At 61.5% G+C, this 16,715-nt stretch carries 15 protein-coding genes and 2 tRNA genes; 5 read left to right on the top strand and 12 right to left on the bottom strand.

The window, feature by feature from the left end:
• Positions 1–67: 67 nt before the first annotated feature.
• The gene (locus tag ABHM97_RS02405) at positions 68–1,012 is read left to right on the top strand and encodes a hypothetical protein (RefSeq protein ID WP_349469442.1); all 945 of its coding nucleotides are present in this window, start codon (positions 68–70) and stop codon (positions 1,010–1,012) included.
• A 121-nt stretch (positions 1,013–1,133) separates the two neighbouring features.
• Positions 1,134–2,009 carry a glycosyltransferase family 2 protein gene (locus ABHM97_RS02400; RefSeq protein WP_235518098.1) on the top strand — a complete coding sequence of 292 codons (876 nt, stop codon included), beginning with the start codon at positions 1,134–1,136 and terminating at the stop codon, positions 2,007–2,009.
• A gap of 17 nt (positions 2,010–2,026) precedes the next feature.
• Here the strand turns inward: ABHM97_RS02400 and ABHM97_RS02395 are convergent, their stop codons facing one another.
• The 12 genes from ABHM97_RS02395 to dnaA form a co-directional block, all read right to left on the bottom strand.
• Positions 2,027–2,935 (bottom strand): DMT family transporter, encoded by a 909-nt coding sequence (locus ABHM97_RS02395; RefSeq protein ID WP_349469441.1) that lies wholly within the window; start codon positions 2,933–2,935, stop codon positions 2,027–2,029.
• Between the two features lie 144 nt (positions 2,936–3,079).
• Positions 3,080–3,155: transfer RNA gene (locus ABHM97_RS02390), tRNA-Ala, on the bottom strand.
• A 70-nt stretch (positions 3,156–3,225) separates the two neighbouring features.
• Entirely contained in the window at positions 3,226–3,381 is a 156-nt protein-coding gene (locus ABHM97_RS02385; RefSeq protein ID WP_235518101.1) for a DLW-39 family protein, read from the bottom strand.
• Between the two features lie 11 nt (positions 3,382–3,392).
• Positions 3,393–3,466 (bottom strand) — tRNA-Ile (locus tag ABHM97_RS02380).
• 113 nt (positions 3,467–3,579) lie between these two features.
• The gene (locus tag ABHM97_RS02375; protein WP_235518102.1) at positions 3,580–4,299 is read right to left on the bottom strand and encodes a DUF3566 domain-containing protein; all 720 of its coding nucleotides are present in this window, start codon (positions 4,297–4,299) and stop codon (positions 3,580–3,582) included.
• Complete coding sequence (gene gyrA, locus ABHM97_RS02370; RefSeq protein WP_349469440.1) at positions 4,296–6,965, bottom strand: DNA gyrase subunit A; 2,670 nt, start codon at positions 6,963–6,965, stop codon at positions 4,296–4,298. Before gyrA ends, ABHM97_RS02375 begins: the two co-directional genes overlap by 4 nt.
• A 61-nt stretch (positions 6,966–7,026) precedes the next feature.
• The gene (gyrB, locus tag ABHM97_RS02365; protein ID WP_349469438.1) at positions 7,027–9,105 is read right to left on the bottom strand and encodes a DNA topoisomerase (ATP-hydrolyzing) subunit B; all 2,079 of its coding nucleotides are present in this window, start codon (positions 9,103–9,105) and stop codon (positions 7,027–7,029) included.
• Between the two features lie 337 nt (positions 9,106–9,442).
• A complete protein-coding gene (locus tag ABHM97_RS02360; protein WP_309993366.1) occupies positions 9,443–9,997 on the bottom strand; it encodes a DciA family protein in 555 nt (184 codons plus the stop codon).
• A complete protein-coding gene (gene recF, locus ABHM97_RS02355; protein WP_349469437.1) occupies positions 9,984–11,177 on the bottom strand; it encodes a DNA replication/repair protein RecF in 1,194 nt (397 codons plus the stop codon). The genes ABHM97_RS02360 and recF overlap by 14 nt, the downstream gene beginning before the upstream one ends.
• Before the next feature lie 23 nt (positions 11,178–11,200).
• Entirely contained in the window at positions 11,201–12,118 is a 918-nt protein-coding gene (gene gnd / locus ABHM97_RS02350; protein ID WP_257370076.1) for a phosphogluconate dehydrogenase (NAD(+)-dependent, decarboxylating), read from the bottom strand.
• Positions 12,119–12,134: 16 nt separating this feature from the next.
• Positions 12,135–13,259: a DNA polymerase III subunit beta gene (gene dnaN, locus ABHM97_RS02345; protein WP_167268168.1), complete on the bottom strand. Its 1,125-nt coding sequence runs from the start codon at positions 13,257–13,259 to the stop codon at positions 12,135–12,137.
• A 563-nt stretch (positions 13,260–13,822) separates the two neighbouring features.
• Positions 13,823–15,241 (bottom strand): chromosomal replication initiator protein DnaA, encoded by a 1,419-nt coding sequence (gene dnaA, locus ABHM97_RS02340; protein ID WP_211710336.1) that lies wholly within the window; start codon positions 15,239–15,241, stop codon positions 13,823–13,825.
• A gap of 465 nt (positions 15,242–15,706) precedes the next feature.
• Here dnaA and rpmH point away from each other — a divergent pair, with 465 nt between their 5' ends.
• The 3 genes from rpmH to yidD are packed head-to-tail and all read left to right on the top strand — an operon-like array spanning position 15,707 to position 16,699.
• Positions 15,707–15,844 carry a 50S ribosomal protein L34 gene (gene rpmH, locus ABHM97_RS02335; RefSeq protein ID WP_011776797.1) on the top strand — a complete coding sequence of 46 codons (138 nt, stop codon included), beginning with the start codon at positions 15,707–15,709 and terminating at the stop codon, positions 15,842–15,844.
• 41 nt (positions 15,845–15,885) lie between these two features.
• Positions 15,886–16,296 carry a ribonuclease P protein component gene (gene rnpA, locus ABHM97_RS02330; protein ID WP_211710335.1) on the top strand — a complete coding sequence of 137 codons (411 nt, stop codon included), beginning with the start codon at positions 15,886–15,888 and terminating at the stop codon, positions 16,294–16,296.
• Positions 16,226–16,699 carry a membrane protein insertion efficiency factor YidD gene (gene yidD, locus ABHM97_RS02325; RefSeq protein WP_235518110.1) on the top strand — a complete coding sequence of 158 codons (474 nt, stop codon included), beginning with the start codon at positions 16,226–16,228 and terminating at the stop codon, positions 16,697–16,699. The genes rnpA and yidD overlap by 71 nt, the downstream gene beginning before the upstream one ends.
• Positions 16,700–16,715 lie beyond the last annotated feature (16 nt).

Raw genomic sequence — 16,715 nt, 5'->3', positions numbered from 1 at the left:
TGAATAGCCGGTGTTCGCCAAGCGACGTAGGCTAGCAACAAACCAGCATGTGTATCGGGAGGTAGTTGTGAAGAAATCAGACCGTATTGCCCGCGACATCGAACAATCCGTAGCGGACGGTGTGGAAAACGCCCGCGACTGGGCCGCACCCCGCGTGGAGGCTGCCGTGAATTGGGCTGTTCCTCGCATCCAGCACGGCATTGATACCGCTTCCCCCAAGATCCAGGAGGGGCTGAAGACTGCTGCACACAAGGCCGCAGACGGGGTTGCTGTTGTGACGCCCCGGCTCCAGGACGGCCTTGCGCAGTTGGCGCCGAAGATCCATGACGCAGTGGAAGATGCCACTCCCAGGATTCAGGAAGCCCTCAACAAGGCAACCCCCGTTTTGGGCCAGGCCCGGGACAAAGTGGTGGATGAATACCTCCCCAAGTTGTCCGAGCAGCTCGGTCAAGCGTCTGTTGCCGTCCACCACGCCCTGGAGAACGCCCCTGCGCAGGTTGATGCCGTAGCCCAGAAGCTGGTGGACTCCGGAGTTGTCCACAGCGTGCAGGAGCAGGCCCAAGCCACTGGCAAGCAGATCAAGGCTGTCGCGGACGAAGCCGGCAAGGCTGTCAGCACCAAGCTGGGCAAGGAACCAAAGCCCAAGAAGCGTGGCTGGTTGATCGTCACGGTCATCGCTGCCGCTGCGGCTGCAGGCGTGGCTGCCTGGAAGGCTTCCAAGCCTGTTGAGGATCCGTGGAAGACGCCGTCACCGGTAACTCCTTCGCCCGTTCCCGCTGATGCTGCAGCTTCGGCCACCGCATCCACCGCGAGCGAGGCCAAGGCCCCGGAAACCAACTCCGAGGACGCCACTGCCGAGGCTGAGCAGGCCACCAAGGACGCCCTCGAGAACGTTGGGGACGCCAGCGCCAAGGTCGCAACCGACGCCAAGACTGCGGTCAAGAACATCGCTGCGAGCCTGCACAAGGACACTGACGCTTCGGACTCCCAAAGCAAGGGCGCCCACAGCTAACTCAAGCTGTTCGTACCCTCTCTAAGGGGATCCCGGCCAATGCCGGGGTCCCCTTAGTGTTTCCCCGCATGTCACCAAAGCCTCCTTCGGTGCACCTGCCGTGGGTGTTAGATTTGGAGGGATGTCAGCCGATAGACCCGTTGCGGGTTCCCTCAAGGATGCTCCGGAGCCGCCGGACGTATCCATTGTCATCCCGGCGTATAACGAGGAAAGCGTTATTCGCCAGTGCCTCATCGCGGCCATTTATCAATCAGTCCCGGCAGCCGAAATCATCGTCGTGGACAATCTGTCCACGGACCGAACGGCCAGGATCGTGCGGCAGATGCAGCAGGAGTACCCGGAAAGCCCCATCATCCTTCTCCAGCAGTCTGCCTCGCAGGGACTCATTCCCACCCGGAACTTTGGCCTTAATCACGCCACCGGAGAAGTAGTGGGACGGATCGATGCCGACTCCGTCCTCGAACCCGATTGGGTTGAGCAGGTCCAGAAAGCATTCACGGATCCGACCGTCGCCGCCGCCACCGGCCCCGTGGTCTACTACGACATGCCCATGCGGCGCTTCGGACTCAAAGCCGACGACAAGATGCGCCAACTCATGTTGCGGCTGGCCAAGCACCAGTACCATTTCCTCTTCGGTTCAAACATGGCCCTTCGCCGCTCCGCATGGGAAACCATCCGCGATGAGGCTTGCCTGGATCCGAAGGACGAGATGCACGAGGACATCGATCTGTCGCTGCATCTTTTCGATCACGACCTCAAAGTGCAGTACCTGCCGCAGATGGTCTCCGGCATGTCCGCACGCCGGCTTGAGGACTCGCCCCGCGACTATCGCTACTACGTCCAGCGGTTTGATCGCACGTACAAAGCCCACAATGTGAAGAAGATGGCCCTGAAAGCACCCATGGTGGTGTTCTTCTCCGTGTACTTCCCGGCCAAGCTGTTGCGCGCCATCCACACTGCCAACTCCGCCCAGGGCGTGCGGCGCGGCGGGATTTAACGCACGACGCCGGGAGGCTAGTCGGTGCCCAGCTCAGCTTCGCGCCGGTCTGCTTCGGGCCGTCCACGGCGCTGACCGGCCACCACCACTGCCAGTCCAACCAGAATCAGCGCCAATCCCGCGTATGTGCCGGCCGGCAGCGTTTCATTCAGGAAGACTGCTGCGAGGATCGCCGCACCCGGAATCTCCAACAGGATAATCATCGACACCAGCAACGGACTCATCGTGGCCAGCAGGTGGTTGAAGGCTGTGTGTCCCACCAGCTGCGCGCAGACGGTGATGGCAATAATCCCCAGCCAGCCTCCGGCGTCGAACCCTACAAGGGGCTGGCCGCTGACGGCAGCCAGCACCGCAACGATAGCGGCGCAGATGCCGTAGCAGAGGGTGGTGTAGGTGCCGATACCCATCGACTGGCGGGCTTTCCCGCCTGCCAGGGTGTAGAGGCCCGCCAGCGCGCCGCCAGCAAGCGCCAGGAGGTCGCCCAGCAGCGCCTCGGGCGAGGAACCCATGTCGAACCCAGTAATGGCCACCACGCCGCCAAACGCAATCCCCAGGCCCAGCAGCACAGGCCAGCGGTGCCTGGTGCCGCGGAACAACTGGAAAACGGCGATCCACGCCGATTGCAGGCATACCAAGGCCGTAGCCGCAGCAACCGACGTCAGTTGCAGGGCCGTGATGAAGCAGGCGAAGTGGAAGGCCAAAGCGACAGCGGCCGTCACGGACCAGCCAAGCTCCCTGCGTGTGATCTTCCCGAAAGCCTTGGGCTCGCGAACAACCACAGGGGTGGCCATGACCAAAGCCCCGATTGCGTTGCGCCAAAAAGCGATGGCCAAAGCGGTCACGGAGGTGGCCCCCAAGGTGCCGGCCATCAGCGGGCCGGAGGAGGCGACTCCCAGTACCCCGAGGGCGGCGATGAGAAGGGTCACGGATCAACCTTAGTGTGACGGCGACTCACCCGAGGGACGCCTTGTCCGTTGTGGAGCGAATACTGCCCCCGCCATGTTCCCGGTCGGGAAAGCAACGAGGTTAAATGCAAAAGTCCCGGTCATTTCTGACCGGGACTTTTCTTATGGTGGAGGCACGGGGACTCGAACCCCGAACCCCCTGCTTGCAAAGCAGGTGCGCTACCAATTGCGCCATGCCCCCATAAGAAGCAACCCGTCTATCATACCCTAAGTTTTGACTGTCAATTACCAGTCCAAACCGGGCTCTTCGGCTAATCGACCTTATCGGTCGACTGGCTCCAGACATTCTTCCGGGCTTCGGATTCCTGCGCCTTTTTATAGGCCAGAACACCTGCGACCGCTGCTGCCAGTACAACAAGCAACTTCTTCACAAGTACCTCATTCCAGTTCAGTTTTACCTGAACCACTTTTGGTTCCGTGGGCGTACCAGGACTTGAACCTGGGACCTCTTCGTTATCAGCGAAGCGCTCTAACCGCCTGAGCTATACGCCCCGATGCCTCATCGGGCCGAGATATGACTGTACAGCACATCCCGGCCCGATCTCAAATCGAGGCTTTCCCGCCACGGATATCAGCCTTTTTCAGCGTATTTCCGCGGTTTTTTGCTAGTCGTCGGTCAAGGTGACGCCGACGCCACCAACCAACGTTGCCGAAATGTTATACAGCACGGCGGAGAGCATGGAGAGGGCGGTCAGCAGGACCACGTTCACCACAGCAATGATGGTGGCGAAGGAGGCCACCTGTCCCAGGGAAGCGATTTTCTTCAATTCGAATCCGCTGCCTTCAGAACCGGCCAGGGTACCCAGGAGGCTATCCACCTGGTTGAAGATGCCAGTCAGGTCCAGGACGGTCCAGAGCACGATCGCGGCCACCACTGTGACAATGCCCAGTGCGACCGACAAAAGGAATGCCATCTTCAGGACCGACCAGGGGTCGACCTTGCTGACAAGCAACCGTGCGCGGCGAACCTTGGCCTTGGGCGCGGGCTTCACCAAACCGGGTCCGCCCTGGGCGGGGCGCTGGCCGCCTGCTGCTGCCGGACGCTGTCCAGCCTGTGCGGGCCGCTGTCCGGGAGCACCTGCGGGTCGCTGCCCGCCTGCTCCTGCGGGACGCTGGCCCGGCTGTGCAGGGCGCTGGCCGGGAGCTCCAGCGGGCCGCTGGGCTGAGTTGGCGCCGCCTGCAGGGCGTGCCCCCGTTTCGCCGGCTGCGGCGCCTGGACGCTGCTGTGGCCTTGCAGGGGTTCCTGCCTGCGCGCTGCCCGCGGGCTGCCGGAGTCCGCCGGGGACACCTGTGCTCGGCTTGGGATATGAGTCGGAATTACTCACTCGTTACCTCCGGTATTGTCTTCGTTCAGCTCCGCGCCCGTATCGGTTTCCGGGTCTGCGTCGTTTTCCGTTTCGGGCGTGACGGTCGCCTCAACGGCGCCGTCGTCTTCAGCCAACGTTACGTCATGGTCGAGTCCGTCCTCAGATTCTTCGACCTCCAAACCACGTTCGCTGTTGCGTGCCACTTCGATGATGCGGTCATTCTTGTCAGGTTTGGCAAAAATGACGCCCATGGTGTCGCGACCCTTTGCAGGGACTCCGGTGACGGCAGAGCGGACTACCTTGCCGCCCTCCATGACCACCAGGACTTCGTCTTCTTCCTGCACGATCAAGGCACCCACAAGGTCGCCACGGTCTTCGGCAAGCTTGGCCACCTTGATGCCCAGGCCGCCGCGGCCCTGAAGTCTGTATTCATCGACGGCGGTCCTCTTGGCGTAGCCGCCCTCCGTCACGATGAACACGAACGAGCCGTCCTGGACCACGTCAGCAGCCAAGAGCTCGTCGTCTTCACGGAACTTCATACCGGTCACACCCGACGTTGCACGGCCCATGGGGCGCAGAGCGTCATCTGTTGCCGTGAAGCGGATCGACTGGCCCTTGCGTGACACGAGGAGGAGGTCATCAGTTTCGCTCACCAGCTGGGCGGAAACGAGTTCGTCTTCGTCGCGCAGGTTGATGGCGATGACGCCGGCCGTGCGGTTGGTGTCGTAGTCCTCCAGCCTAGTCTTCTTGACCAGGCCGTTCTTGGTTGCAAGAACCAGGTACGGCGCTTGCTGGTAGTCGCGCAGATCCAGGACCTGCGCGATGTGCTCGTCCGGCTGGAAGGCAAGGAGGTTGGCAACGTGCTGGCCCTTGGCATCCCGGCCGGCTTCCGCCAGTTCGTAAGCCTTGGCACGGTAGACCCGTCCCAGGTTGGTGAAGAACAACAGCCAGTGGTGCGTGGTGGTCACAAAGAAATGCTCCACGACGTCGTCCCCGCGCAGTTGCGCACCCTTGATTCCCTTGCCGCCGCGTTGCTGCGAACGGTAGTTGTCGCTCCGGGTCCGCTTGACGTATCCGCCGCGGGTAATCGTGACGACCATTTCCTCTTCGGGGATCAGGTCCTCCATGGACATGTCGCCGTCGAAGCCCATCAGGATGTGGGTGCGGCGGTCGTCGCCGTGCTTGGCCACGATCTCGGCGAGTTCTTCGCTGATGATCTGACGCTGGCGTTCCTCGGAAGCCAGGATCGCGTTGTATTCCTGGATCATCGCTTCGAGCTCAGCATGGCGGTCCTGGATCTTCTGGCGTTCCAGGGCAGCCAAACGGCGCAACTGCATGTCCAGGATGGCCCGGGCCTGGAGCTCGTCGATCTCCAGAAGCTCCATGAGACCCTCGCGGGCAGCCTCCGTGGTGTTGGACGCGCGAATGAGGGCGATGACCTCGTCCAACATGTCCAGTGCCTTCAGGAGTGCACGCAGAATGTGTGCTTCTTCCTCGGCCTTGCGCAGGCGGTACCTGGTGCGACGCGCGATGACGTCCATCTGGTGCGCAACCCAGTGCCGGATGAATGCATCCAGGCTCAAGGTGCGCGGAACGCCGTCGACAATGGCAAGCATGTTCGCCGAGAAGTTGTCCTGCAGCTGCGTGTGCTTGTACAGGTTGTTCAGGACCACCTTGGCGACGGCATCGCGCTTCAGCACGATCACCAGGCGCTGGCCCGTGCGTCCAGAGGTTTCATCGCGGAGGTCCGCGATGCCCTGGATCTTGCCGTCCTTGACCAGTTCGGCAATCTTGATGGCCAGGTTGTCCGGGTTTGCCTGGTAGGGAAGCTCCGTGACTACCAGGCAGGTGCGGCCCTGGAGTTCCTCGACGTTAACCACTGCGCGCATGGTGATGGAGCCGCGGCCCGTGCGGTAAGCGTCTTCGATGCCCTTGTGGCCGAGGATCGTGGCACCCGTAGGGAAATCGGGTCCCTTGATACGAAGCAACAGCGCTTCAAGGAGCTCTTCCCGGGTAGCCGTGGGGTTATCCAGCGCCCACTGGACACCTTCGGCAACTTCGCGGAGGTTATGCGGCGGAATGTTGGTGGCCATACCGACGGCGATGCCTGAGGAGCCGTTGACCAGCAGGTTGGGGAACCTGGCCGGCAGGATGGTGGGTTCCTGGTTCTTGCCGTCGTAGTTGTCCTGGAAGTCGACGGTTTCCTCGTCGATATCCCGGACCATTTCCATGGCCAGCTGGGCCATTTTGGTTTCGGTGTAACGCGGCGCAGCGGCTCCATCGTTACCGGGGGAACCGAAGTTGCCCTGGCCAAGCGCCAGCGGGTAGCGCATGGTCCAGTCCTGGATGAGGCGGACCAAGGCGTCGTAGATCGCCATGTCACCGTGCGGGTGATAGGTACCCATGACATCGCCGACCACGCGGGCGCACTTGTTGAAAGAGCGGTCCGGGCGGTAGCCGCCGTCGAACATTGCGTACAGGACGCGGCGGTGAACCGGCTTGAGCCCGTCCCGGACGTCCGGGAGGGCACGGCCGACAATCACGGCCATTGCGTAGTCCAGGTAGGACCGCTGCATTTCCGTCTGCAGGTCCACCTGTTCGACGCGGTCAGTCAGCACATCACCCTCAAGAACTACATCCTCGGCGTCGTTCGAGGCCGGGACTTCGGGAGTTTCGTCACTCATAATCTAAGTTTCCGTTTCAGGTATATGTCGGTTCTGGAATATCTAAGTGGCCGGTGGGCCGCTAGATATCGAGGAACCTGACGTCCTTGGCGTTCTGCTGGATGAAGTTTCGCCGCGACTCCACGTCCTCGCCCATCAGGACGGAGAAGGTCTGGTCAGCGGCCAGCGCGTCGTCCATGGTGACCTGCAAAAGCGTGCGGCGCTCGGGATCCATGGTGGTGTCCCACAACTCCGTGTAGTCCATCTCGCCCAAACCCTTGTAGCGCTGGATGCCGTTGTCCTTGGGAAGCCGCTTGTTCATGGCAGCGCCCTTGCGGATGGTCTCGTCACGTTCTCGATCGCTGTAAACGTAGTCGTGAGCAGCGTTGGACCACTTGATCCTGTACAACGGCGGCTGAGCCAGGTAGACGTAACCGTTCTCGATGAGGGGACGCATGTAGCGGAACAGCAGCGTCATCAAGAGGGTGGTGATGTGCTGGCCGTCAACGTCGGCATCGGCCATCAGGACGATCTTGTGATAGCGGAGCTTGGCGATGTCGAAGTCCTCGCCAATGCCCGTACCGAAAGCCGTGATCATGGACTGGACTTCGGCGTTGCCCAAGGCCTTGTCCAGCCGGGCGCGCTCCACATTCAGGATCTTGCCGCGCAGGGGCAGGATGGCCTGGGTTTCCGGGTTGCGTCCACGCTTGGCCGAACCACCGGCCGAGTCACCCTCCACAAGGTAGACCTCGCAACGCGAAGGATCCTTGGAGGAGCAGTCCGACAACTTACCGGGCATACCGAACGATTCCAGCGGACTCTTGCGGCGGGCGTTATCGCGGGCCTTGCGTGCCGCCATACGTGCTTGGGCAGCCGAGATGGCCTTGCGGATGACGTCGCGGGCGGGGCCGGGGTTACGCTCCAACCAGTCACCCAACTGGTCGGTGACCACGCGCTGGACGAATCCCTTGACCTCGGAATTACCCAGTTTGGTCTTGGTCTGGCCTTCGAACTGTGGCTCGGAAAGCTTGACGGAAATAACGGCCGTCAGGCCTTCGCGGATGTCGTCACCGGTGAGGTTGTCATCCTTTTCCTTGATGATGCTCTTCTCCCGCGCATAGCGGTTGATCAGCGAGGTCATCGCAGCGCGGAAACCCTCTTCGTGGGTTCCGCCCTCGTGGGTGTTGATGGTGTTGGCGTAGGTGTGGACACTTTCCGAGTAGGCGGTTGTCCACTGCATGGCGACTTCGACGGCGATGTGCCGCTCAGTGTCTTCAGTTTCGAAGGCGATGACGTCCTCGTGGACGATTTCAACCTTTTTGTTCGAGTTCAGGTGCTTCACGTAGTCCAGCAGGCCGTCAGGGTACTGGTACACCACCGTGCGGTGCTCGGCGCTGACTTCACCCTCGGTCGCCACGGCGTCGAGGTCAAGGTCGTCGTCGCCGTCCCGCGTGACGGGGCGTTCGTCGGTCAGCGTGATCTTCAGGCCCTTGTTGAGGAAGGCCATCTGCTGGAAGCGGGCGCGCAGCGTCTCGAAGTCGAACTCAGTGGACTCGAAGATGGTGCCATCGGGGTAGAACGTCTGGGAAGTACCGGTCTCTTCCGTAGCCTCGCCTTTGACGAGTTCGCCCTGCGGTTTACCGCCATCGGCAAAGGTCATCCGCCAGACGTGGCCCTGGCGACGGACTTCCGTGTCCACACGACGCGACAATGCGTTGACCACGGAGATGCCCACACCGTGAAGGCCGCCCGAGACGGCGTATCCGCCGCCGCCGAACTTGCCGCCTGCGTGCAGGATGGTCATGACGACTTCGACCGTCGGCTTACCCTCGGTTGGGTGGATGTCAACGGGGATACCGCGGCCGTCATCCACCACCCGGACGCCGCCATCCGCGCGAAGAGTAACTTCGATGTGGCTGCAGTAGCCGGCCAGGGCTTCATCGACGGAGTTGTCCACCACTTCGTAAACAAGGTGGTGCAAACCACGGGGACCGGTGGAACCGATATACATACCCGGGCGTTTGCGCACGGCTTCGAGGCCCTCCAGCACGGTGATATCGCTGGCACCGTACTCCCTGGGCGCCTCGGCGGGCGTGTCAGGCGTGGGAACAGTCTCCTCTTCGGGCTCTACTGCCAAGGTCTCTGCATTGTCGTTAGCCACAGGCGCTTTCGACTCCTCTGTACTCGATGTCGGCCGTTCCCGGTGTTGTCCACGGCGAACCGAGGCCGTCAACGGGCACGTGACTGATTGCGCCGACTACTCCGACGAAGGGGTCCCCGAGACCACAAGAGTGGATTCAGGACCTGGACGACGTTTCACCGGCGCTCAGTGATCTACGCCAATTCTATCGTGGATACGCGCGAATCCTTGCAAATACGGGGGCAGCCGAGAGCTGAATATGCCCGTGGGAGGCCGCTGGCCCTATCTTCAATGGCCCTGCGGTGGTCCCGATGGGGGCCCATACGGCCCAGGGGCGTTGAATCGCCCTGCACGCCGTTCAGCCGTAGGTGTCCCTGGGGCCGCGCCCGTTGACACTCCGCCCGCCTTTTCGCCAACTTGGAGCCGACGGACCCAAAACGTGAATGCTCGTTACTACGCCTTCGCCGAGTTCATTCCGGAACATCTCGAGCAGGCTGGAACTGAGCAACCGCAGTTGGGTGGCCCATGCAGTGGAGTCGCAGCGGACGTGGAGCGTCGTGTCCGTGAAGCTCTCCGGAGTGCAGTGGGACGAGATATCCGGGCCAACCAACGTTTCCCATTCAGCCATGACGGACCCCACAGCCACAGGAGACGTCCATCCGCGCTCAGCAACCAGGCGTCCAACAACTTTGCCCAAGCCCAAAGGATCCCGGCCGCTGCCATGGAATTGGGTGAAACCCCTGGTATTGCGCAGGCCCTTGCGTTGGGGGGCTGATCCGGGGCGGGGAGCGCGTTGCCTTACTTCGCCACGGGCGGCAGCAGCCTCGCGCATGCGGTTCAGCGCTGCTTGGGCCGCGTCAATTTCGTCGGGATCCCGGCCGGGCTGGAGTCCGTCCGCGCTATCCTTCGCCATCGATGCCTCCCGGAACAACGGTAACGCGCCGTCCGGCCAGCTCCTCAGGGATATCGGCGTCGACGGCGGCCGTCACCAGCACCTGCTCGGCGCCGGCCACTATTGCAGCCAGTTTACGCCGCCGTTGAACATCAAGTTCGGCAAAGACATCGTCCAGGATAAGGATCGGGGCGGTCCCGCCCGTGCGGGAGTCGTCCAGCATGACGTAGTAGGAAGCAAGCCTCAGGGAAAGGCACATGGACCAGGTCTCGCCATGGGAGGCGTACCCCTTCGCGGGCGCTTGACCCAAAACGAGTTCCAGCTCGTCCCGGTGCGGCCCCACCAAGGAGATCCCCCGTTCCAGTTCCTTCTTCCGCGACGCAGCGAAGGCCTGGATGTACCGTTCGGTGAGCTCGTCCACGGACAGCACCCGAAGGTCCTCGGCCGACGACGACGGTTCCGTTGCGCGGTCTGCCGGGCCGCCGTCGTCGTCCAGGATGTCCTGGATAGTGGAACGGTAGACGGCACCGGCTTCCTTGGAACCATCGGTCAGCTGTGCGTAGGCATTGTTGAGGTGCGGACGCAGCCGCTCCACGAGCTCAAGGCGGGCGTGCAGGAGTTCAGCACCTGCCCGCGCCATGTGCTGGTCCCAAACATCCAGGGTTGCTTCATGGCCCGCGGTGAACTTACCTGTGCGTGCAGACTTCAGGAGCGCGTTGCGCTGCTTAAGGACACGATCGTAATCGCTGCGTGTGGCAGCATGCCGCGGAACCAGGCTTACCAGCAGCTCATCAAGGAATCGGCGACGGTTCGAAGGGTCACCCTTCACCAGCGCCAGGTCCTCCGGAGCGAAAAGCACTGTTTGGCAGATGCCCAGGATGTCCCGCGCCCGCACTGGGTTACTGCGGTTGATACGGCCTCGGTTCGCGCGGCCGGCATTGATTTCCAGCTCAATGACAGTCGACTGCTCGCCACGGACAAGCCGCGCCCGGACCATGGCGCGCTCGGTGCCAAAGCGAAGCAGCGGGCCGTCGGTGCTCACACGGTGCGAGCTCAGCGTGGCAAGATACCCGATGGCCTCCATCAGGTTGGTCTTGCCGATCCCGTTGGAACCCACCAGCACGGTCACACCTGGGCCAAGCTTCAGGTCAACCTGTGCATAACTGCGGAAATCCGTCAGTGAAAGATGTTCGAGGTACACGCCGTTCGCAGGACTCCTGCGGCCTAGCTGGCCGGACGGGTGGCGTGTCCACCGAACTGATGACGCAGGGCGGAGACCATTTTCATGGCCGGAGAGTTGTCCTCGCGGGAAGCGAACCGGGCAAACAATGCTGCAGTAATTGCCGGGGCCGGAACGGCGTTGGCGATTGCCTCTTCCACGGTCCAGCGTCCCTCGCCCGAATCCTCAACATAATCGTCAATGGATGCAAGGCCCGGATCCTCGTCCAATGCCTTGACCATGAGGTCCAGCAGCCAAGACCGGACCACGGTGCCCTTTTGCCAAGCACGGAAGGTACCTGGGAGGTCCTTCACAATGTCCTTGGCGGCGAGCAATTCGTAGCCCTCGGCGTATGCCTGCATGAGGCCGTACTCGATGCCGTTGTGGACCATTTTGGCGTAGTGACCTGCGCCGACACCGCCGACGTGGACGAAACTGTCGGCGCGCTCACCCTCAGGGCGGAGTGCGTCGAACACAGGCATTGCCAGTTCAATGTCCTCGTCCGCTCCGCCGGCCATCAGGCCGTAGCCGTTCTGCAGGCCCCACACGCCACCGGAAACGCCGCAGTCCGCAAAGCGAATGCTCTTTTCGGCGAGTGCCGCGGCGTGCTTCTGGTCCTCGGTGAAACGTGAGTTGCCGCCGTCGATGACCATGTCACCCGGGCTGAGCTTTTCACCAAGCTCTGTGATCACAGCGTCAGTGATGGCACCAGATGGGACCATCACCCAGACCAGCCTCGGGGTGGGCAGGGCCGCAATGAGTTCATCGACGGAAGAGACATCCGTGATGTCCGGATTCCGGTCGAAACCAGTGACCTCGATGCCGCCGTTCCGCATGCGTTCCCGCATGTTGAAACCCATTTTTCCGAGGCCGATCAGTCCGATGTGCACAGTGTGAACTCTTTTCTGGGAATGTGGGTTGATGTGTCCGTGGCGTCTGCTAGTTGGGCAGGCGGACCGGCATCACGAGGTACCGGTAGTCGTCCTGGTCTTCACCATCGGCGTCCGCCTGGGCAGTAATCATGGCCGGCTTGGGAGCTGTGGTGAACGAGAAGCGAACGTACTTGGTTTCGATAACGCTGAGACCCTCAACCAGGTAGTGCGGGTTGAACGCAACGGTGATGTCCTCACCGGAGAGCTGGGCTTCGAGCTCTTCCGAGGCCTGGGCGTCTTCGCCTGTTCCGGCGTCGAGGTTCAGCAGACCTTGGGTGAAGGCGAGGCGGACCGGAGTGTTCCGTTCAGCAACGAGCGATACACGGCGTACGGCCTCGACGAGTTCTTGGGTCTGGACTGTCGCGTGGATAGGGGTGGAGTCCGGGAACAGGGAACGGATCTTGGGGTAGTCGCCGTCCACCAGGAGTGACGTGGTGGTACGTCCTCCACTTTCGAAGCCGATCAGGCGGCTGTCATCGTCCGCGAGGGCGAGGTTGATGTCGCCGCTGCCACCGAGGGTCTTGGCAACCTCGTTCAGGGTTTTGGACTTAACCAGTGCGCTGGTGGAAATTCCCGGAGTAACAGGCTTCCAGGGAACTTCGCGCATCGCGAGGCGGTAACGGTCTGTGGCAAGGAGCGTGATCAGATCGTCTTCGATCTCCATACGTACGCCGGTGAGGATCGGCAGGGTGTCGTCCTTGCTTGCAGCGATGATGACCTGCGAAACGGCTTGCGCAAAAGCGTCACCAGGCAAGGTGCCGCTGATTGCCGGCAAAGCCGGCAAGGCCGGGTATTCGGATTCGGGCATGGTGGCCAGGTGGAAGCTGCTTCGGCGGCAGGTCAGTGTGACTTTGCTGCCATCGGTTTCCACCTCGACCGGTGCGGAGGGGAGGCTTCGGCAAATGTCAGCCAACAAGCGCCCGGATACCAGGATGGTGCCCTCAACAGCGATGTCTGCCGGGATTTCCAGGCGCGCCGACGTCTCGTAATCGAAGCTCGACAGACTTACCGTTCCCGCCTCGGCTTTGAGGAGGAGACCGGAAAGCACCGGAACAGGCGGCCGCGGAGACAACGATCGCGCGGTCCACGTAACGGCTTCTGCCAGGACGTCGCGGTCGACTCTGAACTTCACGGAGGGGTGCCGCCTTTCATTGCTGCTGCCATGTAGTAGCTGCGGATTCCTGCTTGGAAGCCGCTAAATCTCCGCACTCCCGCACCGGAACCTGCATGGTCCGCACTGAGCGAACTACAAACAGACCCGAGGATGGGAGCGCTGCTGACAGCTTAGCCGGAAGATCCGCGATTAACCCATCCCCGATCGGCCGGACCCCTCGTATGTGGACAGCCGCAGGCTGGCCTCGGCCTGGCCGTTGGCCGGGCTCGGAGTGTGGCAGAACGAGATTGTTATTTGAGGGATTTCAATTTTTTGGGATTCGTAGTGTTAATAACTGCTGTGGAAACTGTGGATAACCCCATCTCGCCGCGCAGTTCCGCGGTTAAGCCCTGTTCACGGAGTGTGCGTTAACTGGGTTTTAAACAGGGTGTGGATGGGGACAACTCCCAGGACCGTTTTTAACGATCCACAGGCGGCTTAAGGGTTTTAAGCCCATTAAGCACGCTTGTCCCCTTAACTATCCACAGGCTTATCCACATGCACCTGTTAATAAGGTATGTAGTTGCGGTCGCGATGTGGATTCAGGAGTCGCGCTGCTGCTGCTTGATGCGGTTGGTCAGTTCGGTGACTTGGTTGTAAATCACACGGCGCTCGGCCATCAGCTCACGGATCTTGCGGTCCGCGTGGATCACTGTGGTGTGATCGCGGCCCCCGAGCTCCTGGCCGATCTTGGGCAGGGACATGTCCGTCAGCTCGCGGCACAGGTACATGGCGATCTGGCGGGCCGTCACCAGCGTGCGGGTGCGGGACTTGCTGCAGAGCTCTTCCATGCTGAGCTTGAAATAGTCCGCTGTCTGGTCGAGGATCTGCTTCGCCGTGATTTCCTGGGCACCGTCATCCGTGATGAGGTCCTTGAGGACCATCTCGGCCAGGGCAACGTCCACCGGCTGGCGGTTGAGGCTCGCGAACGCAGTGACGCGGATGAGGGCGCCTTCAAGTTCGCGGATGTTGCTGGAAATCTTCGACGCGATGTACTCCAGTGCGTCATCCGGAGCTGACAGGCCCTCGCTGAGTCCCTTTTTGCGGAGGATGGCGATGCGGGTTTCGAGTTCCGGAGGCTGAATGTCCGTCAGCAGTCCCCACTCGAAGCGGCTTGTCATGCGGTCTTCGAATCCGGCCAGCATCTTGGGTGGCTGGTCGGAGGTGATAACCACCTGCTTGTTGGCGTTGTGCAGGGCGTTGAACGTGTGGAAGAACTCTTCCTGGGTACGGTCCTTGCCTGCCAGGAACTGGATGTCGTCGATCAGCAGCACATCCACGTTGCGGTACGTGGTCTTGAAACTCGTGCCTTCGTCGTCGCGGATGGAGTTGATGAAGTCATTGGTGAACTCTTCGGAGTTCACGTAGCGGACGCGGATGCCACTGTAGAGCCGGCGCGCATAGTGGCCGATTGCGTGCAACAGGTGGGTCTTGCCCAGTCCGGAGTCACCGTAGATGAAGAGCGGGTTGTATGCCTTGGCCGGCGCTTCCGCGACGGCAACCGCGGCCGCATGGGCGAAGCGGTTGGAGGAGCCGATCACGAACGTGTCGAAGATGTATTTCGGGTTCAGGCGGCCGAACTCGTGCGATGTGCTCGGCGGAGTTGGTTGGGGCTTCGGCTCCGCAAAGTCCGGTACTGCGGAAAGCTCGACGGCGGGTTCCGGCTCTGCATGGACCGGCACCAGATCGGTGTCTACGTCGATTGCACAGCGGATGTCGTCCGAAAAGACGCTCCGCAGGGCATCGTCGAGGGCATCCTTGACCTGCGTCTGCAGGACTTCGCGGGTGAGCTCGTTGGGAACTGCCACAAGGAGGGTCGAACCTATGAGGCCTTGTGCCTGGGCCAGGATGACGAAACCACGCTGACGGGGAGTGACCCGATCGTCCTGTTCCAGGAGGGTCAGCACCCTGCGCCAGGAACTTCCGACAGTGTTGGCGTGGTTGGCTTCGTCTACTGTCATCAATAAGTTCCTAAATACTTGCTTGCCGGCGTTGCTGGCAGCCGAAGTGTCTCCGGCGTTGCTTGTTCCGGGTGATAATCCACAGAGTTATGCACAGCGGGTGGACAATGGGCTACTGAGCCACTCTAGGGGATGCAATCGCCAGAAGATAGCTGGGAAGTTGCCTGTGGATAATTACACCGTTGTGGTTCCGGAATACGGCTTGTGAGCCACTTCATCCACAGGCTGCAAGCAGGGTCTGGACACAGCTGTGGATACGTGTGCGGCAGGCTGCCGGTTTGACTGTGGGTCCCTTTTTGCCCTAACGTTGTGAAGTCCTTTGTGTCCGCTTTTGAGATCAGTTGTAACTCCGTACGTTCATCGTGCGGGAGGCAACGGCGGCGGCACATACAAAACTTAGCGTCGGCCAGTTCTTCCCCTTTTTTGATCGGGTGGGCGCACCTTTGATCCACTGGAGTAACTAACGTGAGCAAGCGGACTTTTCAGCCGAATAACCGCCGTCGGGCCAAGAAGCACGGCTTCCGCCTTCGTATGCGCACCCGTGCCGGCCGCGCCATCCTGGCTGCCCGTCGCGGCAAGGGCCGCGTCGAACTGTCGGCGTAAATAACTGACTTGTCGGTCAGGGTCTTTTTGCGGATTCGACGGTGCTAGCCACCCCTAACCGTCTGCGGACGTCTACCGACTTTTCAACAACTGTACGTTCCGGCGTCCGCAATGGACGCCGGAACTTAGTGTTATATACGGCCTCTATCGGGGCCGGGGAGCCGAGTCGAATCGGCTTCATTGTCTCCAAAGCCGTCGGGAACGCCGTGACCAGGAACCTCGTTAAGAGGAGACTGAGAGAAGCAGGCGCACTTTCCTTGCACACGCATGGAACTGGCCTGGCGGTGGTGGTCCGGGCTCTGCCCGCAGCTGCATCTGCCAGCTGGGAGCAGTTGCTCTCCGACTACAACGCCGCATTGGCAGTGACGACGAAGCGACTGGGTGGCTCCAATCCACGCAACGCTTCGCCGGACCGCAACGGCACCACTACGGAAGGGACACCGCGTGCATGACATAAGCACCGCCGTCGTTCCTTCCTCAAGTGTGCCCTCCAACAGGACCCTGCCCGCAGCGGTGGGTATCTTCATGTGGGAGCTGCCGCGGAATATCCTCATCCTTTTGCTGAAGGCGTACCGCAAGGTCGTCTCGCCCCTGTACGGCCAGGTTTGCCGTTTCTTTCCCTCCTGCTCGGCTTACGCCTTGGAAGCAGTCACGGTGCACGGCGCTGTGAAGGGTAGCTGGCTCGCAGCCAAGAGGCTCGCCAAATGCCACCCGTGGAACGCCGGCGGAGTGGACCATGTCCCCGCCGGACATCGTCATTGGCCTGAAGGCCGGACGCCCACAATTGTTGTACTGAACAACCCGGACCAGTTCCTGGCTGCTCAGGCTGATGAAGAAGGCCGCACGGCGGCCTAACGAATAGGGATAACTA

Source organism: Paenarthrobacter sp. CAP02 (assembly GCF_040137855.1).
GTDB lineage: Bacteria > Actinomycetota > Actinomycetes > Actinomycetales > Micrococcaceae > Arthrobacter.
This window is presented reverse-complemented; position numbering and strand designations above follow the sequence as displayed.

What these genes read in the sequence shown, in the direction of transcription:
- ABHM97_RS02400 (WP_235518098.1), top strand. Translation starts at nt 1,134, where the DNA reads ATGTCAGCCGATAGACCCGTTGCGGGTTCCCTCAAGGATGCTCCGGAG.
- gyrA (WP_349469440.1), bottom strand. Translation starts at nt 6,965, where the DNA reads ATGAGTGACGAAACTCCCGAAGTCCCGGCCTCGAACGACGCCGAGGAT.
- ABHM97_RS02360 (WP_309993366.1), bottom strand. Translation starts at nt 9,997, where the DNA reads ATGGCGAAGGATAGCGCGGACGGACTCCAGCCCGGCCGGGATCCCGAC.
- dnaA (WP_211710336.1), bottom strand. Translation starts at nt 15,241, where the DNA reads ATGACAGTAGACGAAGCCAACCACGCCAACACTGTCGGAAGTTCCTGG.